Raw genomic sequence first — 21,451 nt, forward strand, 5'->3', positions numbered from 1 at the left:
CTAGGGCCGGTCCGACCTGGCCACTATTCTGCGGGAACGGGTCTTGGCTTGCCGTCGTCTCCCAGCGCCACCATGACGAAGGTCCCGGCCGTTACCTTTTCCAGCATCCGGTAGCGCGCGCGCTGGGCCCAGGCTTCGACATTCAGCGTGATCGAACTCGTGCCGACGCGGGTGATCTCGGTATAGACGTTCAACGTGTCGCCGATCTTGACGGGGAGCTGGAATGCCATTTCCTTCACGGCTGCGGTCACCGTGCGGCCATGCGCCCGCTCGGTGGCGCGGATGCCGCTGGCAAGGTCCATCTGGGCCATCACCCAGCCGCCGAAGATATCACCGGCTGGATTGGCGTCGGCCGGCATCGCAAGTGTGCGCAGTGTCAGTTCGCCGGTCGGAGAGGCAGGTTGCGGCTGTTCGGTCATTCGTCACGTCCTTGCTGAGTCTCGTATCTGTTGAGACCAGACTAGAGCGAAAGACGGGTCCGGCCCACCCTTGTTTTGGATTGGAGCAATGCTCCAGCAACATGGCTTGGATACATGCCGCTTTGGTGCGTGCGCACCCAATCCGAGTAAGTGTTTCCGCCGCTTACATGCTTTACGACCTGCTAACCCTCTTCACCTAAGCTCCGCGCAGTTTTACTGGAGGGGGAAACTATGCAGCGTATCGCTATTTCTTGGCGTCTCTACAGCCTTGTCGTCCTGTCGCTCGTCATTCTCGGTGGCGCGATGGTGTTCAGCCTGTTTCAAAGCTATCGTTCGTCGGAGCAGGAGCGCAAGGCGGGTCTTGCCCAGATGAACGACAACGCTGTTGCCATCCTGAAGAAGTACCAGGGTTTCGAAGCTGCCGGTACGATGAGCCGTGACGAGGCGCAGGCAGCCGCCAAGGCCATCATCAGCGCCATGCGCTATGGCGGCGGATCGGGGTATTTCTGGATCAACGACATGCACCCGACCATGGTGATGCATCCGATCAAGCCGGAACTGAACGGATCGGACCTGACCCAGAACAAGGACCCCAACGGGAAATTCCTGTTTGTGGAATTCACCAATGTGGTGAAGGCAGGCGGTCAGGGCTTTGTCGACTATTACTGGCCAAAGCCCGGTGCCGCCGAACCGGTCGAGAAATACTCGCATGTTATCGGCTTTTCGCCCTGGGGCTGGATCGTCGGTACCGGTGTCTATACCGATGACCTAAAGGCGATGTTCCGCCAGGACGCGATGAAGTTTGCCGCCATGTTTGCGGGTGGTGCGGTGCTGCTGCTTGCCGGCGCCTGGTTTGTGGTCAGAAGCGTGACCCGACCGATCCGTCAGGTAAAGGGCGTGCTGACCGCGATTGCGGCCGGCGAGACCGGCATGGCTGTTCCGTGCACGGCTTATCCGAACGAGGTGGGCGAGATGGCACGTGCCGTCGAAGTGCTGCGTAACAGCGTCGAAGAAAGTGCGGCACTTCGGGCACGCGAGGCCGATCAGCAGCGTGCCATGGCGACGGAACGTTTTGAAAGCGAGCGCAGCAGCGGTGCTGCGGCCGAGAGACAGGCGCGGGCGATCGGCGAGCTGGGATGGGCGCTGGAGGCACTTGCCGCCGGCAATCTCTCCGTTTCGCTCGGTGATATTGGTGCTGATTATGCGAAGCTGCGGCGCGATTTTAATGCGGCGGTCGAAGCGCTTCACAATGCCATCGCTGCGATTTCGGAAACCGGCCATGTGGTGCGCGACAGCGCTTCCGACATTTCCGGCGCTACCGGCAACCTTGCCAAGCGGACCGAGCAGCAGGCTGCGGCACTGGAAGAGACGGCAGCCGCACTCGACGAGATCACCGCGACAGTCGGAACTGCGGCGGAGCGGGCTCGCGAGGCACGCGTCATGGTCGCCGAGACCAAGGCAAGTGCCGGCCGTTCCGGCGAGATCGTCCGCAGCGCGGTGGATGCGATGGGCCGTATCGAGGCGTCGTCCAGCCGCATCAGCCAGATCATCGGGGTCATCGACGAGATCGCCTTCCAGACCAATCTTCTGGCGCTCAATGCCGGCGTCGAGGCGGCACGGGCAGGTGAGGCGGGTCGCGGCTTTGCAGTCGTTGCGCAGGAAGTGCGCGAACTGGCGCAGCGCTCGGCCAACGCCGCCAAGGAGATCAAGACGCTGATCAGCACCTCGGTGCACGAAGTCGAGACCGGCGTCGCGCTGGTGCGGTCAACCGGTGATGCGCTGGTGGAGATTGCCGTGCTGGTCGAAAAGGTCAACGCCCATGTCGAGACGATCGCAACGACCGCGCACGAACAGTCGGGTGGGCTTCGGGAGATCAACGCGTCCGTCAACCACATGGACCAGATGACCCAGCAGAATGCCGCCATGGTCGAGGAGACGACGGCTGCCAGCCAGACCCTGGCCGAACAGAGCCATCATCTGCAGCATCTGCTTTCGACCTTCCGACTGAATGGCGAGGCCGTAAGGGACACTCGTCAACCGGACCGGGTTCGCGCGGCCTGAGTGACTGACGTCGATGCGCCCGTCCGCAGCTTGCGGGCGGGCGTTTTTACGCGCGGCGGACATGCGGTGGTCTTCACAAAGGTGCAGTTGTAGTGTGTGGCCGCTCGCGCTGCCTGCATGAAATGACCATGAAACGGCCTCGATTGGGCAAGGCTTCGTTTACCGAATCTTCCTACAATTTGCGCTTGTGTGATTTCGGCACCAGAGGGTGGCAACTGGTATGGCGTATGCGCTTCTCGAGAAGCAGGCCCAACGGATGGCCCCGAAGACTTTTATGCGCAAAGCTTTGGCGCTGCTGATGGTCTCCACCATGCTTGCCGCCTGTTCTTCCAGCGACCTTGTTCCGCCTGCGTCGATCGATAGCGGGACGCGCGTCGGCGCGATCCAGCCTGTCGCGCCGCTGCCGCCCGACACGATAGCCCAGTCGCCCTACCAGACAAACGCCGGTTATCAGGCTGGTCCTTCGCCAGCCGCTTCGGTTGGCATGATGAACGCTCCGGTCGCCCCGAACAGCCCTCCCGGTGACGGGGGACATTATCTGCGCGCGCCGCAACCGATGCAGTCAGCCTCGCTGGCGCCACCCCTATCCTCCTCGCCGCTCGGGCAGGGCGGAATGCCCACCGCCTCGCCTGAAGAGGGCGTCAACATGGATAGCGAGCTCGGCTTCGATCCGGACGAGAGCGGTGTGACGGGCCTTGCGGAAGAGCAGGACAGCGATATTGCCGAAGGCGTCGGCGACCAGCCGGTGGTCGACGGTATCGGCACGGACAATCCGCGTGCACTGAGTGCAAGACGCCAGCCGATTTCCCAAGTCGAAGACGATCGCGTCATCGTGCCGCCGAAGCGTTCCGGCGCGGGCGCGCGCGATGAAATGACGAATGACGGATTGGCCGGCGGTAGCCAGGTCTGGGGCGACCGTTCGCCCGTGACGCCGCCGAGCCGTGCGCCGGTTCGCAGCCAGCAGGTGGCGATGCTGCGTCCGAACAATCCAACGATCCAGTCGGGTCCGATGAGCGAGCCGGACAAGCCGTTTCTGCGCAACGTCATGCCGCAATCGGAAGTGAGCTGCCGGGCGGAACTGCGCCGGATGGGCGTCGAGTTCCGGGATCAGCCGCGCATCTCCAACGGTCCGAGCTGCGGCGTCGACTACCCCGTGAAGCTTTCCGGTCTTTCCGGCGGCATCGATGTCAAGCCGGCGGTGACGCTGAACTGTCAGGTGACGCTTGCCTTCGCCAAGTGGGTGAAGAGCGAACTCGCACCATCGGCACGTCTGCGCTACCTCTCGGGCATCCAGAAGATCCAGCCGATGGGTGGCTATTCCTGCCGCCGCATGAACAATTCGCGGCAGCGCTACAACCCGATGTCGGAACATGCCAAGGGCAATGCGATCGATATCGGTGCCATCGTGCTGAAGAACGGTCACGATATCAACGTGCGCAAGAAGGGGCTGTTTTCCTTCCGCGAGGGCGCGCTGCTCAAATCCGTGCGGACCGACAGCTGCAAGTATTTCAACACGGTGCTCGGACCCGGTAGCAATGCCGAGCACTGGAACCACTTCCACTTCGACCTGCGCCCGCGCAAGGGCGGTCGGCGCTACTGTAGCTGACGTCCACGCTACGGTTGCCCAAGCTCACGCAGCACAAGAAAAAGCCGGCTCTGGGTTTTCACCCAAAGGCCGGCGAAAGTGGAGACGGCTCGCGGGGGGAGGCCTGTCTCCCGGTAGGAGACCCGCCTTTGGCTGAGGCGGGGTGATGCGGCAAGCGAAAGAAAATGCTGAAAAGGATCTGGTGATAACGGCCGACCGGTTTGGTGTTGCGGCACTCCAGAAACCTGGAACCGGGCGCCCATTGCTTGCCTCTGCGCAATCATGCTGTCAGAACGTCACGGGAAAATGACAGCGGCATGCAGAAACCAATTTTCTAGCGCTGCCTTCGGAGACGAACGATGCAGCCTCTCATGCCGCCGCTGGCAGACCTTTTGCCCTTCATCGCAGCACTTCTGGCAGCCGGTGTGCTGGCGGGCCTTCTCGCCGGGCTGTTCGGGATCGGTGGCGGGGCGATCCTTGTGCCGATCTTCTTTCACGTGTTCGGCCTGTTGGGCATTTCCGACGGAGTGCGCATGCATCTGGCGCTCGGCACCTCGCTTGCGATCATCGTGCCGACGTCGATCCGCTCCTTCATGGAGCATCGAAAGAAAAACGCCGATGCTGTCGACATCGATCTCCTGAAGGGTTGGATCATTGCTGTGCCGCTCGGCACGATGATTGCCGCCGTCGTCGCGGCATGGTCGTCCAGCACCGAGCTCAGGATCATCTTTGCCGTCATCTCGCTGCTTCTGGCGCTGCGGATGATTTTCAACCGGGCAAGCTGGCAGCTGGGCGACGATCTGCCCAAGAACCCGGTCAAATTCCTTGTCGGTACGGGGATCGGTATTCTCTCAGGCCTGATGGGCATTGGCGGCGGCGTCATGAACAACACCTTCATGACCCTCTATGGCCGCTCCATCCATCAGGCCGTCGCGACATCATCCGGCGTCGGCGTGCTGATTTCGCTGCCGGGCCTGATCGGCTACGTCTGGGGCGGATGGGGTGAGCCCGGTCTGCCGCCGTTTTCCACCGGCTACATCAACTGGATGGCGGTGGCTCTGCTGATCCCGGTGACGCTGCTGATGGCACCTTACGGCGCAAGGCTGGCGCACGCGCTTTCGAAGCGGCAGCTGGAATTCGGTTTCGCGCTGTTTCTGGTGGGAATTTCGATCCAGTTCTTCTTAAGCGTGTTTGCCTGACACCATTGGTCGCGAAATCCGAACGCAATATTCGACCACCGGGGGATGGTTGCACGACGCGTTGAACCTATATTCGTGGCAATCCAGAAAATACTTTCCCCATTCAAGTCTCCCAGCGAGTAACAATGACTTCTATCGTTTCCATCCGCCAGCTGACCAAGACCTACGGTAATGGTTTTCAGGCGCTGAAGGGCGTCGATCTCGATATCGAGGAGGGCGAAATCCTAGCGCTTCTCGGCCCCAACGGCGCCGGCAAGACGACGCTGATCTCGATCATCTGCGGGATCGTCAACCCGAGTTCCGGAACTGTCAAAGTCGGCGGCTACGACGTCGTGAAGGACTTCCGCAAGACCCGTTCGCTGATTGGACTGGTGCCGCAGGAACTCACCACGGACCAGTTCGAAACCGTGTGGAACACCGTCTGCTTTTCGCGCGCCGTCTACGGGTGCAAGCCGGACCCCGCGCTGATCGAGAGGATCCTGAAGGACCTCTCGCTCTGGACGAAAAAGGACAGCATGCTGCGCGAGCTTTCCGGCGGCATGAAGCGGCGCGTGCTGATTGCCAAGGCGCTGTCGCATGAGCCGAAAGTGCTGTTCCTCGATGAGCCGACCGCCGGCGTCGACGTCAACCTGCGCCGCGACATGTGGCTGGTGGTGGAAAAGCTGCGCGAAAGCGGTGTCACGATCATTCTCACCACCCACTATATCGAGGAGGCCGAAGAGATCGCCGACCGGGTCGGCGTTATCGATGGCGGCAGCCTTCTGCTCCTGGAGGAGAAGGCAAAGCTGATGACGAAGCTTGGCCGCAAGCAGTTGCGGCTGGAGCTTGCAGCACCACTTTCCGCGCTGCCGGACAGCTTAGCCTCTTACAATCTGACACTGTCCGACGATCGCACGACGCTGATCCACGACTATCAGGGCGAGGAAGCGCAGGACAGTATCGCCTCGCTTCTGGCGACGCTTGCGCGGGAAAACATCCATTTCCGCGATCTTTCCACGCGGCAAAGCTCGCTGGAGGATATTTTTGTGGCGCTGGTGGCTGAAAAAGCGGGAGAACAGGCATGAATTTCGAAGCCGTCAAATCGATCTACTATTTCGAGATGGCCCGCATGCGCCGCACCCTGCTGCAAAGCGTGCTGTCGCCGGTCATCACCACGTCGCTCTATTTCATCGTGTTCGGAACGGCGATCGGCTCGCGTATCCAGACCATCGAAGGCGTGTCCTACGGGTCGTTCATCACGCCGGGCCTGATCATGCTGACATTGCTGACGCAATGCGTTTCCAACGGCTCGATCGGCATCTACTTCCCGAAGTTCACGGGCACGATCTACGAGATCCTGTCCGCGCCGGTGGCGATGACGGAGGTGCTGCTCGGCTATGTGGGGGCAGCGGCGAGCAAAGGGCTGATCATCGGCCTGATCATTCTGGCGACCGCGTCCTTCTTCGTGGAGATCCGCATCGCCCATCCATTCATGATGATCCTCTTCCTGGTGCTGACGGCTGTGACCTTCAGCCTGTTCGGTTTCATCATCGGCATCTGGGCGAAGAATTTCGAGCAGTTGAACGTCGTGCCGATGCTGGTCGTCCCGCCTCTGACGTTTCTCGGCGGCAGCTTCTACTCGATCGACATGCTGCCGCCCTTCTGGCAGGCGGTCAGTCATCTCAACCCGGTGCTGTATCTGGTCAGCGGTTTCCGCTGGAGCTTCTACGAAATCGCCGACGTCAATCCGATGATCTCGGTCGGCATGATCGCGCTGTTTCTGGTGATCTGCCTGTCGGTGTTGGGCTGGATGTTCAAGACCGGGTATCGGTTGCGGAACTAACCGGCGGAGCCGGTCCTGCACCTGGCTGCCGGCACTCAAGAGACCCTCACAGAAACGCCCGCAACATTGCTGTTGCGGGCGTTTCTTTTGCGCGGTGGTTCGGGCCTGTCTAGCCCAGTGACAGTCGCCGACGTTCGCCGCGGGCGGCCATGACCGAGGTGCCGGCGAGGGCGGCGAGACCGAGGAAGGAGATCACCGCGATCGGTCCCTGTGTTTCGATCAGGATGCCGCCGAGGACCGCACCGCTGGAGATCGCGATCTGGAAGGCGGGGATCACGAGCGCACCGGCGCTTTCGGCCTCGTCAGGGGCGTGACGCACGACGAAACTCTGGATGCTGACCGGGAATGCACCGAAGGCGAGGCCCCAGAGGGCGATTGCGACAGCTGAGACGACAAGCGATGCGCCGCCGATCGCCAGTATCAGGGCCGATACGGCGACAAGGCTGCCGAAGATCGTCACCGACAGACGTGCACTGCGTTCCGAGACGATGCCGCCGAGGATGTTGCCGACGAAGCCTGCGATGCCGTAGCCGAGCAGAATCAGCGAGATCGTTTCGACGTCAAGCTTCGGCACGCGCTCGAGGAACGGGCGGATATAGGTGAAGCCGGCAAAATGGCCTGCGACGAAGAGGAGGATGGTGAAGAGTGCGGTGCGGATGGCCGGACGGCGCATCAGGGCCGCGAGCGTTCCAAGACCTGCATGGCCGGTCGGCGGCAGGGCGGGCAAGGTGAAGGCCTGCACGGCGAGCGCGACCACGCCAACGGCTGCGGAGAGGTAGAATGCCGAGCGCCAGCCAAGCGTCGAACCCAGCCAGGCGCCGAGCGGAGCAGCGCAGACGGTGGCGAGCGAGACGCCGGCCATGATGATGGCCATGGCGCGCGGCATGCGGGCCGGCGGCACGAGGCGCATGGCAAGTGCTGCCGACATGGCCCAGAACCCGCCAAGGCCGATGCCGAGCAGGACACGGGCGGCCAGCAGCATGACGATGTGGTTGGCGACCGCCGCCAGCAGGCTCGAAATGATCAGAAGCGTGGTCAGGGCGAGAACCGTCCAGCGCCGGTCGATATTGCGGGTGCCGATGATGACGCCGGGGCCGGCGATGGCTGCAATGACGGCGGTCGTGGTGATCGACTGGCCGGCAACGCCGGTGCCGACGCCAAGATCTGCCGACAGCGGCGTCAGCAGGCTGACGGGCAGGAATTCCGCGGTAACAAGGCCGAAGACGCCAAGCGTCAACGATATGACAGCTCCCCAGCGTGCGGGTGTGTCGTCGGCCTGCGGCGACGTGGCTCGTTGGACGCTCATATCCATTGGTGTAGACTCCTGACTGAATGATGCGCCCTGGATAGGCTTCACTCGCCGGATGTTCCATGCTAGATAATCCGATATGCTTGATCATTCGTCCAAACTGACATCTGACCTTACGTCCGATCCGCTGACCGAAATGTTGCGGGGGCTTCGCCTTGATGGGGTCGACTACGGTCGCTGCCGTCTGGCCGAGCCGTGGGGAACGGCGTTTCCGGCGCAGGATGCCGCGCGGTTTCATTTCATCAAATGCGGCTGGGCGATCATCAAGACCGAAACCGGCAACTGGCAGGAGTTGAAAACCGGCGATGCGGTGCTGATCCCGCGGGGAGAGGCGCATGTTCTGGCGAGCGCTGCCGATGCGCCGACCTTGCCGTTCGAACACTACGGCCGCAAGGAAGTCTGCACCGGGATTTATGATCTGAAATGCCGCAATACGGCCGAGAGTGGCGGCACGCTGGTGTTCAGCGGCTCCCTGCGCTTTAACGTCGACCGGCTGCATCCGCTTTTGCAGATGATGCCGGAGACGATGCTGACCAGTGATCTCGCCAAGGATGACCCGGCCATTCCGCATCTTCTCGAGGCGATGACGCGCGAAGTGGATATGGACCGTGTCGGCGCCGGAGGCATTCTGGCACGATTGGCTGACGTGCTGATGGCGACGATGATCCGCACCTGGGTGGAACACGGTTGCGGCGAGACGCGCGGTTGGATTGCAGCCGTCCGGAGCCCCGATGTCGGCCGGGTGCTCGCGGCCATCCATCTTCAGCCGGAACGCGACTGGAACAATGTGGAACTGGCGCGCCTGATGGGCATCTCCCGCTCCGGCTTCGCAGAACGGTTCGCACGCGTCGTCGGCGAGACGCCGGCGCGGTATGTGGCACGGGTGCGCATGCACCAGGCCCGGTTGTGGCTGAAGGACGGGATGCGCGTGGCGATGGTGGCCGAGCGTCTGGGCTATGACGCCGAGGCCTCGTTCAGCCGCGCCTTCAAACGCGTGATCGGCGATCCGCCGAGTCATTATCGCAACAAGGCCGATCCGGTCCGAGCGCTGGCGCCCCTTGCTGCGGTGTCCTTGGTCGCTGCCGAGTAGGTTTGGCAGCGGAAGCCGCTAATCCTTTAGCCTCAGCTCATCGGACTGCATCTGCATCGAGCTGAGTGTGGAGAGGAAGGTCATGCCGAGAAGGCTTTCGTCGAGCCTGCCTTCTTCCGCCACCATGGCGCGGACATCGCGCCGGACGATCGGGCCGATCGAGACTTCGCTCAAACGCACCGGCGCTGCCTGGGCGCGGCCGTTGGCGGTCATGACAGTTACCGAGTAGCTCAGCGCCGAAGGATCAAGGCCGATGCGGCGTGCATCTTCGTAGGTCAATACGATGCTGCTTGCACCGGTATCGACCAGCATCGGCAGGACCTTGCCGTCGACGCCGACATTGGCTTTGAAATGGTCGCCGAGCGTCTTGTGGATGACCACTTCGCTGCTGCCGTCGCTGGATGTGGTGACGACCGCGGTGCCCGGCATCAGTCCTGCCGTCATGCGGGCACCAAAGCTGCTGAAATCGTTTCGGTAGAGATACCCCGCGACCAGTGCCATGATGATGACGAGCCAGATGGCAAGTTGGTGGGCAACGGTTCCCAAGTTGCCGCGGCGGCCCTGCAGGACACCGGCGGATAAAAGTGCGGCGATCGGGATCAGATAGACGAGGCTGCCGAAATCCTCGTTCGCCATGCCGAATGTGCGGCCGCTGTCGTGGTTGTAGACGAGCAGCGCCAGACCGGCACCGAGGATGAGGAGGACAACGGTAAAGCCGTTCATGCGGTGGTTGTTTCCTTCCTGATCTTGGCGTCTGCGGTTCGCTTGGGACTGACTTCCAGGAGCTTGACGGGGTCGACGGTGTCGAGCCGTGTCGGCAGCAGGTCCATCAGATCGATGCGCTCTTCATCGGTGAAACCGGTCCATCCGGCTATCTCGTTGCCGGTGCGGCCGCAGCCAACGCAAAAGCCTGTTGTCATGTCGATCGAACATATGAGTGTGCAAGGCGAAATCATCGCGTCCATATCGTGGGTTCAGAGGCCGAGAGCAAGGGCCGATAACAGGGCGATCTCGCAGAGTTGTTGCGTGGCACCGATCGTATCGCCGGTATGTCCGCCGAGTTTCTTCGCCACGTAGCGGGTGAAGCCCCATGCGGCGGCGGCAGACAGGCCAAGCGCGATCAGCGCATGCGGCAGGCCGAAACCGGGGATGAGCATGACGAGGCCGGAGGCAGCGCCGATCAAAAGCGCGAGATTGCGTGCGTTGTCATCGGGCATGCCGGCACCGGCTGCGACACCGTTGCTTCGCGCAGGGGGCAGGGCGCGCCAGTGGGCGACCAGGAGTGCGCGGCTGACGGCGGCGCTGGCGAGAAGGGCGAGAGCGGCCGCTTCGGGCGAAAGGCGCGCAATGCCGGCCAGTGCTGCGGCACGCAGGCCGAAGGACAGGATCAGCGCGACGACGCCATAGGAGCCGATGCGGCTGTCCTTCATGATGAGAAGCGCATGATCCGCATCGCGTCCGCCGCCAAGACCGTCGGCGGCATCGGCAAGGCCATCTTCGTGCAGCGCGCCGGTCAAGAGGGTGATCAGTGCAAGAGCAATCAGAACCGGCAGGAGCGTATCTCCAGCGGTTGACTGGATGCTGCAGAGGCTCAGGAGAAGGAGAGCGGGAAGAAATGCGATCAGCAATCCGGCGACCGGAAAGGCGCGCACGGCACGTGAGACCGTGCCGTCATAGCCGGCAAAAAAGCGATCCGGTACGGGCAGGCGGCTGAGGAACCCTACCGAGCGGGCGAGATCTGCAACGAAGTGGTTTGCGTATAGCAGTTTTTCTCTCCTGGCTTTGCGAGGCCTGTTTTGAGAATGGCCTTTTCGGCAGCAGCCTTTTTGACCTTGTCCCGTTCGACCTGACCTTGTCGCGTCGCTGATAGCCGATTATGAGATGGCGCATAAAGTATGATTTGCTGAATGATCAATCCCTACCCGATCCAGCGTCAGAAGACGATACCGCCCGAAAAGACCGAAGAGAGTTTTCCATGAGCATGACCGGCCTGCCGTTCGACGATTTCCGCACTCTGATGCAGAACCTTCCCGGTCCCGATGCAAGGGCATTGGTGGCGGCCCGCGAACGCGACGCGCAATTGACCAAGCCTGCGGGCTCGCTCGGACGTCTGGAAGAGATTGCCTATTGGCTGGCGGCCTGGTCGGGGCGGGCGCCAAGCGTGACCCGGCCGCTGGTGGCGATCTTTGCCGGCAATCACGGTGTCACCAGACACGGGATTACGCCGTTTCCCTCGTCCGTGACGCAGCAGATGGTCGAGAATTTTGCGGCCGGCGGTGCGGCGATCAACCAGATCTGCGTCACGCATGATCTCGGCCTCAAGATCTTCGATCTGGCACTGGATTATCCGACCGGCGACATCGCCACCGAAGCGGCACTTTCCGAGCGCGACTGTGCGGCGACGATGGCCTTCGGCATGGAGGCGATTGCCGGCGGCACCGATCTTCTGTGCATCGGCGAAATGGGGATCGGCAACACGACGGTTGCGGCCGCGATCAACCTGGCGCTTTACGGTGGCGAAGCGGAAGACTGGGTCGGTCCCGGGACCGGTTCGCATGGCGAGCTTCTGGCCCGCAAGGTGGCCGTGGTGAAGCGGGCGGTGGAGTTCCACAAGGAGCATCTGTCGGACCCGCTGGAAGTGTTGCGTCGGCTTGGCGGACGCGAGCTTGCGGCGATCGCGGGTGCTATCCTCGCCGCGCGGATGGAGAAGATCCCGGTTCTGCTCGACGGTTATGTGGTGACGGCTGCCGCTGCTATTCTCAAAGCTGCCAATCCGTCGGCGATCGACCACTGCCTGATCGGCCATGTCTCCGGCGAGCCGGGGCATCTGAAAGCCATCGAGAAGCTCGGCAAGACGCCGCTTCTGGCGCTCGGCATGCGGCTGGGCGAGGGTACCGGTGCAGCACTCGCGGCCGGTATCGTCAAGGCGGCGGCTGCGTGTCACACCGGCATGGCGACCTTCGAGCAGGCCGGCGTCAGCAACAAGGACTAGTCCCTGCATGGAAAAGACGCCGCTGGACAGCAATATCGAGAAGGCGGCGACCTTTCGCAGGATCATCGCCTCGTTCCGGTATTCGATGCAGGGCCTTGCCAGGCTCTGGCGCGAGGCGGCGTTCCGCCAGGAAGTCTATGCCTTCCTGATCGGGATCGTCATCTTCGCGGTCGCCGGAGCCGGCTTTGGCGACTATTTCATTTTCATCATCCTGATGCTCGTGCTGTTTTGCGTGGAAGCGCTCAACACGGCAATCGAGGAACTTGTCGACCGGGTGTCACCGGAGATTTCGGTGGTCGGGCGGCACGCGAAGGATCTCGGATCCTTCGCCGTGTTCTGCCTTCTCTGCGCCAACGGCCTGTTTGCGCTCTACGTGGTGGTAAAGCCGATCTGGATCTGATCCGAACGGCGCTTGTGCCTCAGCCGATGATGTCGAAATCGCCGGCGGTGAGGCCGAGGTTCTTGTCGAGTTGGGCAAACTGCACGGCGGCGGTCTTGCCGGTGCCGTCGGCGTCGTAGAACAGCTTACCCGTCAGCTTGTCGTAGATGATCCGGTCGCTTGCATCATGCGCCTTGGTGCCGACGTGGAATGCGCTGGACAGGAGATCTCCGACCTTGCCGGCCTTGGCGAAGATATCGTCGTCCAGCCAGATGGTGTCGTCCTTCGCACTGAAAGCGCTGATCGTGTCGATATTCGACGCTCCGAGCTTCGTATCGAACACGAAGATATCGGCGCCGCTGCTTCCTGCGAGTGTGTCCTTGCCGGCCCCGCCGTAGAGTTTGTCGTTTCCGGCGCCGCCGGAAAGCTTGTCGTTGCCGGATCCGCCGATCAGGGTGTCGTTGCCTCTGCCGCCATCGAGGCGATCATTGCCGTTGCGTCCGTCGATCCGGTCGTTGCCGGCAAGACCGTCGATCGTATCGGCAAGCTGCGAGCCGCGCAGGCTATCGTTCTTGTCGGTGGGGCGGATGAAGGCCGGGTCGCCGTCATGGGGGGCGGCCAGGCGGTCGAGATCGCGATCTGGTGCGGCGTATGGGATGAACCCGTCTTTCAGAGCGAGCTTGTTGAACTCATCGATCCGCGCCGTGCCGTTGATATAATCGACGGCGAAGACCGGTTTGCCGTTCGCGAGGAAATCCTTTTTGAGGATGTCGATCGTCTCGCGGTCCGGGTTGAGCTTGTTGTTCTCATCCGCATCGCCGCCATAATAGACGTCCTCGACTGCGATGCCGCCGATTGCGCCGAGATAGGCCTTTTTGCGGGCGCTGTCGGAGCCGAGGTCCTCCATGATGAAGGCGCCGTTTTGCGGAATGACGAAAAAGTCGGGATTGGTTTTGCGGGCATGCTCGGTCAGCGCGACGATGAAATCCACCATGCGCTGTGCAGCCTGCTTGGTGTTGGCCGGATCGCCCGGCTGCCTGTCCTTGGCCGAGGCCTCGGCGCCCCAGAAATAATAGGCATCGACGATGTCGAGATAGGCGGCGTCGAAGCCTGCCTTGACGATGGCATCGAAGTCACCGGTCTTCTTGTCGTTGAAGATCAGATCCTGCCAGTCCTTGTCCCAATAGCGAACCTTGCGCGATTCCGGCCAGTCGGCGTTGACGGGACCGAGCCAGTCGGGGGCATTCGACGTCAGCTTGTCGCGGGCTTCGCCGCCCGATGTCCATGTCGTCTTCCAGTAGTCGCGAAACTCCGCGGCCTCGCCGATCGAGATATAGGACGCGACCACCGAGCGACCGCCCATGCCGTCCTTCATCCGGGTGACCTCGTCGGCGGTAAACCGCTCCGCATTGGTGCCGTCGCGTGTTGAATCGATGACGAGGAAATCGTGGGTCGCGGAGATAAGCAGACCGGCATCGAGCGGATTGCCGTTCGTGCCCTGTAGCTCATAGCCCCAGTTGTTGACTGTGACTTTGCCGGACGAGGTTGTGAAACTGACCATTTGGTGCCCCGGCTCGTGACTGATGTCGCAACGTGATGTTAAGCGAAGCTCTTGCGGCGGCGCTCGATGGCGGGGGCGTCGGCGATGGCGGGGACGCTTTGGAGGATGCGGGTCGAGGGCAGGATGGCGATGGCTTCGGTGCCTTCGCGCAGCTTCGAGCGCAGGATGAACTGGCCGTCGTGCTTGGCGAGGATCGCCTGGACGATCGGCAGGCCGAGGCCCGTTCCCTGTTCGGCGTTCTTGATGGCAATCGATCCTTGACCGAAGGCGGAGAGTACGATTGGGATTTCCTCTTCCGGAATGCCCGGTCCGTTATCCTTGATCGCCACATACTGGCCGCCGCCGGCGGTCCAGCCCACCTTGACAGTGATTTCGCCACCCTGGGGCGTGAACTTGACGGCGTTGGAGAGAAGATTGAGCATGACCTGGCGCATCGACTTCTCGTCGGCCCAGACCTGCGGCATGTGCTTTTCGAACTGGTCGCGAATGGTGATGCTTTTCGCCCGGGCGCGCAGCTGGACCATGCCGATGCAATCTTCCGCCACTTCGAGAAGCGACAGGGAATCCTCCGTCAGATCGTAGCGGCCCGCTTCGATGCGCGACAGGTCGAGGATCTCGTTGATGAGGTTCAGGAGGTGCTGGCCGGAGCGGTGGATGTCGCCGGAATATTCCCGGTATGTCGGGTTGGCGAGGGGGCCCAGGACCTCGGAACTCATCACCTCCGAGAAGCCGAGGATAGCGTTGAGCGGGGTGCGAAGCTCGTGCGACATCGAGGCAAGAAAGCGGGATTTTGCCAGATTGGCTTCTTCTGCACGGCGGCGAGCCTCGTCAGACATGGACTTCGCCACTTCGAGCTCGGCGATCAGATCGTCCTTTTCCGACTGATAGGACATCAGCGTCAGGTTGGAGCGGTAGAGGCGCTCGGCGACGTAATGGAAAAACACGACAGCCGTCGCGCACATGGCGGTAAGGCCGATATCGAGGACCTGACCCGACAGGATGGCGATGCTGAGAAGCGCCGCAATCATCGGCACGAAGCCGTAGAGAACGCTCTGGCGCAGCATGAACGTGCTCATGGCGGTGTAGGACACCGCAAACAGAAGCACCGCACCCTTGTAGAAATAGAAGCTGTCGCCAGCGCAGGTGGAGCAGCCCTGAAGCGCGAAGGCGCCCCAGCCGCAGCCGAGCAGGATATGTCCCGTCAGAAGGCGTCTACGCCATTTCCTGGTGTCGGCAGCCGTTATCTCCACCTTGCTCGCACGGCGTGCCAGAAGCACGTTGATCGCGTGCAGGCACAGCATCAGCAGCGCCCAGGCGAAGATGTGGATATCCGGATTGAGATAGAAGCCGATGGCGGTGACGACAGCAACAACGAGCGGCGTCATCAGTGCCGCCTGCAAACCGGAGCCGATATGGATGGAGAGCATATCGCGATCAAACGCAAAATTGCCATTGGACGACGACTGCAGTCGATCACGGGTCGCACGGACAGCCTTCGAGACAGCCTTGTTGCGGTGGCTGCGCGTGCGATCGACGATATTCTTGTCGGTTGATGTGCTGACGCCGCTACTCATAGGCTGTGTACTGGGCCTGTAAACTGATATCCCCGGGGTACTTGAGAGGCTAATCCGCAAACCTTAAGAAGATGCTGCCGGGAAAGGATTTGTTTGCCATTTCCGTGAAGCTTCCGTTTTGTTGTAAGGCTCAAATGTGACCCGTATCGTTAAAATAGGCCGCGACGCCGTGTTCCTGGCGGCGTTCATCTTCCTGGGCTCGCTGATCATCGCCAAGCTCGATATCGGCCAGGGAAGCGCGATCAACGGTCCGTTTTTTGCGATCGATGGCGACACGCTGGCCGCCGGTGCTGAGCGGCTTCGGCTTGTCGATATCGATGCGCCGGAGGCTGGCCAGACCTGTGGCGATGGCAAGGGCGCAGAGTGGGCCTGCGGCGATGCGGCTCGCGAAGCCTTGTCGAAGCTTGCAGCGAGTTCCATGACCGAGTGCCGCGGCGACGCGCGCGATCGCTACCGGCGTGTTCTGGTCTCCTGCCGCCGCGGCGACCTCGACATTAACGGCGAGATGGTGCGCCAGGGAATGGCTGTGGCATCCGGTGGTTACGGACGCGAGGAGGCGGCCGCGAAGGGTGCAGGCGAGGGGATCTGGGCCGGACCGTTCGAGAGGCCGAAAGCGTACCGGGCGGCGAAGGGGGCGATGGATGACGACGAGGGCACAACGGCGATTGTCGATCGCGTAGGCGAGCTGTTCGACCGGCTGAAGGCTGCGGTTTCGTGGTGAATGGCGATCCGGCTGGCATCGCGTCTCTCGCGGCCTCGATCGCGCAGTGTCGCATCTGTCGCGATCATCCACTGAAAGGTGAAGCGGACCGCCTGCCGCACGAGCCGCGGCCGGTTGCCGTGCTGTCTGCCACCGCCCGGTTGCTGATCGCCGGGCAGGCGCCAGGCTTGAGGGTTCACGAGAGCGGTCTGCCGTTCAACGATGCATCAGGCAACCGCCTGCGGGACTGGATGGACGTGACGCGCGAGGAGTTCTACGATGCGCGGCGACTTGCGATCGTGCCGATGGGGTTCTGTTTTCCGGGCTATGACGCGAAGGGCAGCGACCTGCCGCCGCGTAAGGAATGTGCGCCGGCCTGGCGCAGCCAGGTGATGGCGGCGATGCCGCAGATCGATACGATCCTCGTGATCGGGCAGTATGCGAGTGCATGGCATCTCGGGTCGCAGCGCAAGCCGAGCATGACGGAAACGGTCATGAACTGGCGGCAGTATTTCCTCGCCAATGAGGGCCCGCGCGTTCTTCCGCTTCCGCATCCGAGCTGGCGCAATAGCGGTTGGCTGCGCAAGAATCCGTGGTTCGAGGCAGAGGTTATTCCAGCGCTTCGGCATCATGTGGATAGCTTGGTGCGGGGAACAAATTTCGCTTAACTGTGCGATAATGGGGTATATAACGGAAAATCATTTCGAAAGGACGTTTGATGGACCGCCTGGACCGCAAGATTCTGCGCATACTGCAAGAAGACTCCACGCTCGCCGTTGCAGATCTCGCAAAGAAGGTCGGACTGTCGACGACTCCGTGCTGGCGGCGCATCCAGAAGATGGAAGAGGACGGCGTGATCCGCCGTCGCGTGGCGCTTCTCGATCCGGTCAAGGTCAATACCAAGGTCACGGTGTTTGTCTCCATCCGCACCGCAAGCCACTCGATCGAATGGCTAAAGCGGTTTTCCGAAGTGGTGGTGGATTTCCCCGAAGTGGTTGAATTCTACCGCATGAGCGGCGACGTCGATTATCTGCTGCGCGTGGTCGTGCCTGACATTGCTGCCTATGACGCGTTCTACAAGCGCCTGATCGCGAAGATCGAGATCCGTGACGTGTCGTCCGTGTTCGCGATGGAGCAGATCAAGTACACGACCGAACTGCCGCTCGACTATATGTTGCTCGACAATCAGAAGTCCGGCGACAGCGACTGATGGTCAAGGCGCTTCACAGGGCTGTTATTTTCGATTGCCCTTAATGAGGCCGGACCTACCTTGAGCGTGTGACCCGGTGCATGCCATGTGCCGGGCGCGAGCCTCAAGGAGACCTGATGCCCACGCCATTCCTACGTTCTATCGTTGTCGTTGCTGCTGCCTTAGCCCTGCCGGGCCTCGGTGCGGCGCAAGGCGTGTCCTCGGAGCACCCGACCTATGGTCCGAGGCTCGAAGGCTTCGGGTATCCGTTCAAGACTGAAGTCTTCAGCGTGGCGGGGCAGAGGCCGGATGCTGCGGCCGCAGGCGACAGTCAGCCGCTGGAAATGGTCTTCATGGATATCGCCCCTGAGACGCCGAACGGGCGCACCGTGGTGCTTCTGCACGGCAAGAATTTCTGTGCGGCAACCTGGGAAGCGACGATCGGTCGGCTGACCGGCGCCGGTTACAGGGTGATCGCACCCGACCAGATCGGTTTCTGCAAGTCGAGCAAGCCGGCCGCCTATCAGTTCAGCTTCCAGCAACTGGCGCAAAACACCAAGGCGCTGCTCGACGCGCGCGGTATCGACAAGGCGACGGTGGTTGGTCATTCGATGGGCGGCATGCTGGCGACGCGGTTTGCGCTGATGTATCCGGACTTTACCGAGCAGCTGGTTCTGGTGAACCCGATCGGTCTCGAAGACTGGAAGGCGAAGGGCGTGCCCTACCAGTCGATCTCGGCGGCCTTCGAAGGTGAGCAGAAGACCAGCTTCGAGAGCATCAAGGCCTACCAGCAGAAGTTCTATTATTCCGGCCAGTGGAAGCCGGACTATGACAAGTGGGTGGAGATGAGCGCCGGCATGTCTGCGGGCGAGGGAGGAGATCAGGTGGCCTGGAACCAGGCGCTGACTTCCGACATGGTCTTTACCCAGCCTGTTGTCCACGAGTTCGGGCAGGTGAAAACGCCGACCCTGCTCATCATCGGCACGACGGACAAGACGGCTCCGGGCGCTAACCGCGCCAGCAAGGCGATCGCCGCATCGCTCGGCGATTATACCAAGCTCGGCAAGCAGGCGGCGGAATCGATCCCCGGGGCGAAGCTGGTGGAGTTCGATGACCTCGGCCATTCGCCGCAGATCCAGGATCCGGACCGGTTCCACAAGGCGCTGCTCGACGGGCTGAATGATCGCTCGTGATACTGGGAACCGCGTTCGCTTCAGAGAACGCGGTTCCTGATCAGCTTTCCGGCACGATTGCCGGCATGCGGAAGGTGAACACCGTCTGGGTATCATCAGAGGTGACATCGATATGGCCGCCATGCGCCTTGGCGATCTGCGACGCGATGTAGAGGCCAAGGCCTAGACCCTGATCATGGGTGCCCGCATCGCTGCGGCTGAAGGGCTGAAACAGTTTTTCGATCGCCTTGCCGGTGATCGCGGTTCCGGCATTGGCGATTTCCAGTTTCAGTTCGTCCCCTTCGACCGTTCCCAGAATGCGGATCGGATGTTCTGTAGAGCCGTGGGTGATCGCGTTGCCCAGAAGGTTGGAGAACATCTGCGCAAGGCGGTCATGGTCGACATCGAACAGGCCCGGCAGCTCCATCTCGACGTCGATCTGCCGCTCTGGATGGGCAGAGCAGATTTCCGAGACGACCTGCATCAGTGTGGGGCCAAGCGGCCGATCTGCTTCCCGGCGCAGACCCAGACCGCCACCAAGCCTTCCGCGGGCGAAATCCATGACGTTATCGATCAGGCCGGACATGCGCAGGATACTGCCGCGCATCATGTTGAGAACCCTGGTGGACCGCTCGCTTTGCGCTTCGCGCTGCAGGATGTTGATGCCGCCGTCGAGCGACGCAAGGGGATTTCGAAGATCGTGGCCGAGGACTGCGATGAACTGTTCCCGCAACCGAGCCGTCGCTTCCGCATCGAGCAGGCTTGCATTGGCCCGATCGAGCTTCTCGTCGGCTTCCAGATGGTAGGCAATCAGTTCGGCAAACAGCTTGAATGTTCCAATCACCTGCGGATTGTTGAGCGCTGCCGGCTTGGGATCTATGGCGCACAGGGTTCCGAAATAACGGCCATCCGGCAGGATGATCGGCATGGAGATGTAGCTCTTCAATCCGTAGAGCTTCGGGGTTTGATGCTGGAAGTAGACAGGGTCTTCAGCGACGTTGTCGATGACGATAACGTCGCGCGATTGCCGGACTTCGTGGCAGAGCGTCGTTTCGACCGGCAGTTCGCCTCCGGCCGGGAGGCCGAAATGGATGTTGTCCAGAACCTGGCAGGCAACCCACCGATCCTCCGTGACGCGAACCACTGCCGCATATCCCATCCCGGTCGCGCGACAGACAACATCAAGGATCGTTGGTACGGCACCGATACGCTGGACTGCGTCTATGTCGTCCTGAAAGTCATGCGCCATCAATATTCACCAATCCGGCTGACCTTGGTCCTCCAAAATACCTTCTACCCATGGGGCGTCGCAAGGACATCCACCACGCGTCAGGCTCACCGTCGCCGCATAATGCCGATGTAGCCGCGCGTCCGGGTTTGCACCAGTCTGCTGTAGCTAAGGATAGAGCAACGGCCAATGTCAACGGGCCGTCGCCCCGACTGCTGTCGTATCGATGAATTACTTCCGCTCCAGCCGTGCCAGCAGCGAAGACGTGTCCCAACGCTTGCCGCCCATCGCCTGCACTTCAGCATAGAACTGGTCGACCAGCGCGGTCATTGGCAGGTTTGCGCCGTTGCGACGGGCTTCGGTGAGGACGATATCGAGATCTTTGCGCATCCAGTCGACGGCAAAGCCGAAGTCGTATTTGCCCTGGTCCATCGTCTTGTGGCGGTTTTCCATCTGCCAGGATCCGGCAGCTCCCTTGGAGATGACGCCGACGACGGTCTCGATGTCGAGGCCTGCCTGCTTGCCGAAATGCACGGCTTCCGCCAGGCCCTGGACGACGCCGGCAATGCAGATCTGGTTCATCATCTTGGTCAGCTGGCCGCTGCCGACCGGACCCATCAGGCCGACCATGCGGGCATAGGCCTCGATCACAGGCTTTGCCGTGTCGAAGGTTTTCTGATCGCCGCCGCACATGACAGTCAACACGCCGCCTTCGGCGCCCGCCTGGCCGCCGGAAACCGGTGCATCGATAAAGCCGATGCCTTTTTCGCCGGCGGCTGTCTCCAGTTCGCGGGCGACTTCGGCGCTGGCCGTCGTGTTGTCGATCAGGATCGCACCGGATTTCATGCCAGAGAGAACGCCGTTCTTACCTGTGGTCACCTGGCGCAGATCGTCGTCGTTGCCGACGCAGATGAAGACGAAATCGGCATCTTTTGCGGCTTCGGCTGGCGTTGCACCGGTGGCTCCGCCGAACTTCTTTGCCCACTCGGCAGCTTTGGACGCGGTGCGGTTATAGACCGTGACGTCATGGCCGCCCTTTTCCTTCAGGTGGCCTGCCATGGGGAAACCCATAACGCCAAGACCGATGAATGCCACTTTCGCCATGCCGGAACTCCCTGAATTGCTGTGATGCGAGGATTAGAACAAAGCAAGGCCGACGGGAAGGGCAAAG

At 61.7% G+C, this 21,451-nt stretch carries 21 protein-coding genes; 12 read left to right on the forward strand and 9 right to left on the reverse strand.

Annotation, left to right across the window (positions count from 1 at the left end; translation table 11 throughout):
* Window positions 1–23 precede the first annotated feature (23 nt).
* The gene (locus ACQY1J_RS11350; RefSeq protein ID WP_062456448.1) at window positions 24–419 is read right to left on the reverse strand and encodes an acyl-CoA thioesterase; all 396 of its coding nucleotides are present in this window, start codon (window positions 417–419) and stop codon (window positions 24–26) included.
* Between the two features lie 231 nt (window positions 420–650).
* Here ACQY1J_RS11350 and ACQY1J_RS11355 point away from each other — a divergent pair, with 231 nt between their 5' ends.
* The 5 genes from ACQY1J_RS11355 to ACQY1J_RS11375 all read left to right on the forward strand — a co-directional run bounded on the left by ACQY1J_RS11355 (window position 651) and on the right by ACQY1J_RS11375 (window position 7,086).
* On the forward strand, window positions 651–2,480 hold the full coding sequence (locus ACQY1J_RS11355) for a methyl-accepting chemotaxis protein (protein ID WP_430251483.1): 1,830 nt from the start codon (window positions 651–653) through the stop codon (window positions 2,478–2,480).
* A 256-nt stretch (window positions 2,481–2,736) separates the two neighbouring features.
* The gene (locus ACQY1J_RS11360; RefSeq protein ID WP_430251484.1) at window positions 2,737–4,086 is read left to right on the forward strand and encodes an extensin family protein; all 1,350 of its coding nucleotides are present in this window, start codon (window positions 2,737–2,739) and stop codon (window positions 4,084–4,086) included.
* A gap of 350 nt (window positions 4,087–4,436) precedes the next feature.
* A complete protein-coding gene (locus ACQY1J_RS11365) occupies window positions 4,437–5,264 on the forward strand; it encodes a sulfite exporter TauE/SafE family protein (RefSeq protein WP_430251918.1) in 828 nt (275 codons plus the stop codon).
* A gap of 125 nt (window positions 5,265–5,389) precedes the next feature.
* On the forward strand, window positions 5,390–6,328 hold the full coding sequence (locus ACQY1J_RS11370; RefSeq protein WP_430251486.1) for an ABC transporter ATP-binding protein: 939 nt from the start codon (window positions 5,390–5,392) through the stop codon (window positions 6,326–6,328).
* On the forward strand, window positions 6,325–7,086 hold the full coding sequence (locus ACQY1J_RS11375; protein ID WP_113167036.1) for an ABC transporter permease: 762 nt from the start codon (window positions 6,325–6,327) through the stop codon (window positions 7,084–7,086). The genes ACQY1J_RS11370 and ACQY1J_RS11375 overlap by 4 nt, the downstream gene beginning before the upstream one ends.
* 109 nt (window positions 7,087–7,195) lie before the next feature.
* Here the strand turns inward: ACQY1J_RS11375 and ACQY1J_RS11380 are convergent, their stop codons facing one another.
* Window positions 7,196–8,398: an MFS transporter gene (locus ACQY1J_RS11380; protein WP_092660756.1), complete on the reverse strand. Its 1,203-nt coding sequence runs from the start codon at window positions 8,396–8,398 to the stop codon at window positions 7,196–7,198.
* A 76-nt stretch (window positions 8,399–8,474) separates the two neighbouring features.
* On the opposite strand from ACQY1J_RS11380, the gene ACQY1J_RS11385 reads away from it, so the two are divergent.
* Window positions 8,475–9,485: an AraC family transcriptional regulator gene (locus ACQY1J_RS11385; protein WP_430251488.1), complete on the forward strand. Its 1,011-nt coding sequence runs from the start codon at window positions 8,475–8,477 to the stop codon at window positions 9,483–9,485.
* An 18-nt stretch (window positions 9,486–9,503) separates the two neighbouring features.
* Here the strand turns inward: ACQY1J_RS11385 and ACQY1J_RS11390 are convergent, their stop codons facing one another.
* Genes ACQY1J_RS11390 through cobS form a run of 3 tightly spaced genes read right to left on the reverse strand, consistent with a single transcriptional unit; the run spans window position 9,504 to window position 11,251 of the window.
* On the reverse strand, window positions 9,504–10,208 hold the full coding sequence (locus ACQY1J_RS11390) for a TIGR02281 family clan AA aspartic protease (RefSeq protein WP_430251490.1): 705 nt from the start codon (window positions 10,206–10,208) through the stop codon (window positions 9,504–9,506).
* On the reverse strand, window positions 10,205–10,405 hold the full coding sequence (locus tag ACQY1J_RS11395) for a DUF1289 domain-containing protein (RefSeq protein ID WP_430251492.1): 201 nt from the start codon (window positions 10,403–10,405) through the stop codon (window positions 10,205–10,207). Before ACQY1J_RS11395 ends, ACQY1J_RS11390 begins: the two co-directional genes overlap by 4 nt.
* Window positions 10,406–10,459: 54 nt before the next feature.
* Window positions 10,460–11,251, reverse strand: coding sequence for an adenosylcobinamide-GDP ribazoletransferase (gene cobS / locus ACQY1J_RS11400; RefSeq protein WP_430251920.1), 792 nt, complete (start codon window positions 11,249–11,251; stop codon window positions 10,460–10,462).
* Window positions 11,252–11,460: 209 nt separating this feature from the next.
* On the opposite strand from cobS, the gene cobT reads away from it, so the two are divergent.
* Window positions 11,461–12,477: a nicotinate-nucleotide--dimethylbenzimidazole phosphoribosyltransferase gene (gene cobT / locus ACQY1J_RS11405; RefSeq protein WP_430251494.1), complete on the forward strand. Its 1,017-nt coding sequence runs from the start codon at window positions 11,461–11,463 to the stop codon at window positions 12,475–12,477.
* A 7-nt stretch (window positions 12,478–12,484) separates the two neighbouring features.
* The gene (locus tag ACQY1J_RS11410) at window positions 12,485–12,877 is read left to right on the forward strand and encodes a diacylglycerol kinase (protein WP_430251496.1); all 393 of its coding nucleotides are present in this window, start codon (window positions 12,485–12,487) and stop codon (window positions 12,875–12,877) included.
* A gap of 19 nt (window positions 12,878–12,896) precedes the next feature.
* Here ACQY1J_RS11410 and ACQY1J_RS11415 read toward each other — a convergent pair whose 3' ends face one another.
* Window positions 12,897–14,417 carry an endo alpha-1,4 polygalactosaminidase gene (locus tag ACQY1J_RS11415; protein ID WP_430251498.1) on the reverse strand — a complete coding sequence of 507 codons (1,521 nt, stop codon included), beginning with the start codon at window positions 14,415–14,417 and terminating at the stop codon, window positions 12,897–12,899.
* 38 nt (window positions 14,418–14,455) lie between these two features.
* Entirely contained in the window at window positions 14,456–15,991 is a 1,536-nt protein-coding gene (locus tag ACQY1J_RS11420; RefSeq protein ID WP_192076976.1) for a sensor histidine kinase, read from the reverse strand.
* Window positions 15,992–16,127: 136 nt separating this feature from the next.
* On the opposite strand from ACQY1J_RS11420, the gene ACQY1J_RS11425 reads away from it, so the two are divergent.
* From ACQY1J_RS11425 to ACQY1J_RS11440, 4 genes are all read left to right on the forward strand, one after another.
* On the forward strand, window positions 16,128–16,712 hold the full coding sequence (locus ACQY1J_RS11425; RefSeq protein ID WP_082471929.1) for a thermonuclease family protein: 585 nt from the start codon (window positions 16,128–16,130) through the stop codon (window positions 16,710–16,712).
* The gene (locus ACQY1J_RS11430) at window positions 16,709–17,359 is read left to right on the forward strand and encodes a uracil-DNA glycosylase family protein (RefSeq protein ID WP_430251922.1); all 651 of its coding nucleotides are present in this window, start codon (window positions 16,709–16,711) and stop codon (window positions 17,357–17,359) included. Before ACQY1J_RS11425 ends, ACQY1J_RS11430 begins: the two co-directional genes overlap by 4 nt.
* A gap of 50 nt (window positions 17,360–17,409) precedes the next feature.
* Window positions 17,410–17,901: an Lrp/AsnC family transcriptional regulator gene (locus ACQY1J_RS11435; protein ID WP_062456489.1), complete on the forward strand. Its 492-nt coding sequence runs from the start codon at window positions 17,410–17,412 to the stop codon at window positions 17,899–17,901.
* A gap of 116 nt (window positions 17,902–18,017) precedes the next feature.
* The gene (locus ACQY1J_RS11440) at window positions 18,018–19,073 is read left to right on the forward strand and encodes an alpha/beta fold hydrolase (protein ID WP_192086403.1); all 1,056 of its coding nucleotides are present in this window, start codon (window positions 18,018–18,020) and stop codon (window positions 19,071–19,073) included.
* 40 nt (window positions 19,074–19,113) lie between these two features.
* Here ACQY1J_RS11440 and ACQY1J_RS11445 read toward each other — a convergent pair whose 3' ends face one another.
* Window positions 19,114–20,301 (reverse strand): sensor histidine kinase, encoded by a 1,188-nt coding sequence (locus tag ACQY1J_RS11445; RefSeq protein WP_113110600.1) that lies wholly within the window; start codon window positions 20,299–20,301, stop codon window positions 19,114–19,116.
* 210 nt (window positions 20,302–20,511) lie between these two features.
* On the reverse strand, window positions 20,512–21,384 hold the full coding sequence (locus ACQY1J_RS11450) for an NAD(P)-dependent oxidoreductase (protein ID WP_430251501.1): 873 nt from the start codon (window positions 21,382–21,384) through the stop codon (window positions 20,512–20,514).
* Window positions 21,385–21,451 lie beyond the last annotated feature (67 nt).

Source organism: Neorhizobium sp. DAR64860/K0K1 (assembly GCF_050500205.1).
GTDB lineage: Bacteria > Pseudomonadota > Alphaproteobacteria > Rhizobiales > Rhizobiaceae > Neorhizobium > Neorhizobium soli.

Bases quoted from the DNA above. Each gene is read 5' to 3' on its own strand.
- ACQY1J_RS11350 (WP_062456448.1), bottom strand. From the start codon at position 419: ATGACCGAACAGCCGCAACCTGCCTCTCCGACCGGCGAACTGACACTG.
- ACQY1J_RS11355 (WP_430251483.1), top strand. From the start codon at position 651: ATGCAGCGTATCGCTATTTCTTGGCGTCTCTACAGCCTTGTCGTCCTG.
- ACQY1J_RS11360 (WP_430251484.1), top strand. From the start codon at position 2,737: ATGGCCCCGAAGACTTTTATGCGCAAAGCTTTGGCGCTGCTGATGGTC.
- ACQY1J_RS11365 (WP_430251918.1), top strand. From the start codon at position 4,437: ATGCCGCCGCTGGCAGACCTTTTGCCCTTCATCGCAGCACTTCTGGCA.
- ACQY1J_RS11370 (WP_430251486.1), top strand. From the start codon at position 5,390: ATGACTTCTATCGTTTCCATCCGCCAGCTGACCAAGACCTACGGTAAT.
- ACQY1J_RS11375 (WP_113167036.1), top strand. From the start codon at position 6,325: ATGAATTTCGAAGCCGTCAAATCGATCTACTATTTCGAGATGGCCCGC.
- ACQY1J_RS11380 (WP_092660756.1), bottom strand. From the start codon at position 8,398: ATGGATATGAGCGTCCAACGAGCCACGTCGCCGCAGGCCGACGACACA.
- ACQY1J_RS11385 (WP_430251488.1), top strand. From the start codon at position 8,475: ATGCTTGATCATTCGTCCAAACTGACATCTGACCTTACGTCCGATCCG.
- ACQY1J_RS11390 (WP_430251490.1), bottom strand. From the start codon at position 10,208: ATGAACGGCTTTACCGTTGTCCTCCTCATCCTCGGTGCCGGTCTGGCG.
- ACQY1J_RS11395 (WP_430251492.1), bottom strand. From the start codon at position 10,405: ATGACAACAGGCTTTTGCGTTGGCTGCGGCCGCACCGGCAACGAGATA.
- cobT (WP_430251494.1), top strand. From the start codon at position 11,461: ATGAGCATGACCGGCCTGCCGTTCGACGATTTCCGCACTCTGATGCAG.
- ACQY1J_RS11410 (WP_430251496.1), top strand. From the start codon at position 12,485: ATGGAAAAGACGCCGCTGGACAGCAATATCGAGAAGGCGGCGACCTTT.
- ACQY1J_RS11415 (WP_430251498.1), bottom strand. From the start codon at position 14,417: ATGGTCAGTTTCACAACCTCGTCCGGCAAAGTCACAGTCAACAACTGG.
- ACQY1J_RS11420 (WP_192076976.1), bottom strand. From the start codon at position 15,991: ATGAGTAGCGGCGTCAGCACATCAACCGACAAGAATATCGTCGATCGC.
- ACQY1J_RS11435 (WP_062456489.1), top strand. From the start codon at position 17,410: ATGGACCGCCTGGACCGCAAGATTCTGCGCATACTGCAAGAAGACTCC.
- ACQY1J_RS11440 (WP_192086403.1), top strand. From the start codon at position 18,018: ATGCCCACGCCATTCCTACGTTCTATCGTTGTCGTTGCTGCTGCCTTA.
- ACQY1J_RS11445 (WP_113110600.1), bottom strand. From the start codon at position 20,301: ATGGCGCATGACTTTCAGGACGACATAGACGCAGTCCAGCGTATCGGT.
- ACQY1J_RS11450 (WP_430251501.1), bottom strand. From the start codon at position 21,384: ATGGCGAAAGTGGCATTCATCGGTCTTGGCGTTATGGGTTTCCCCATG.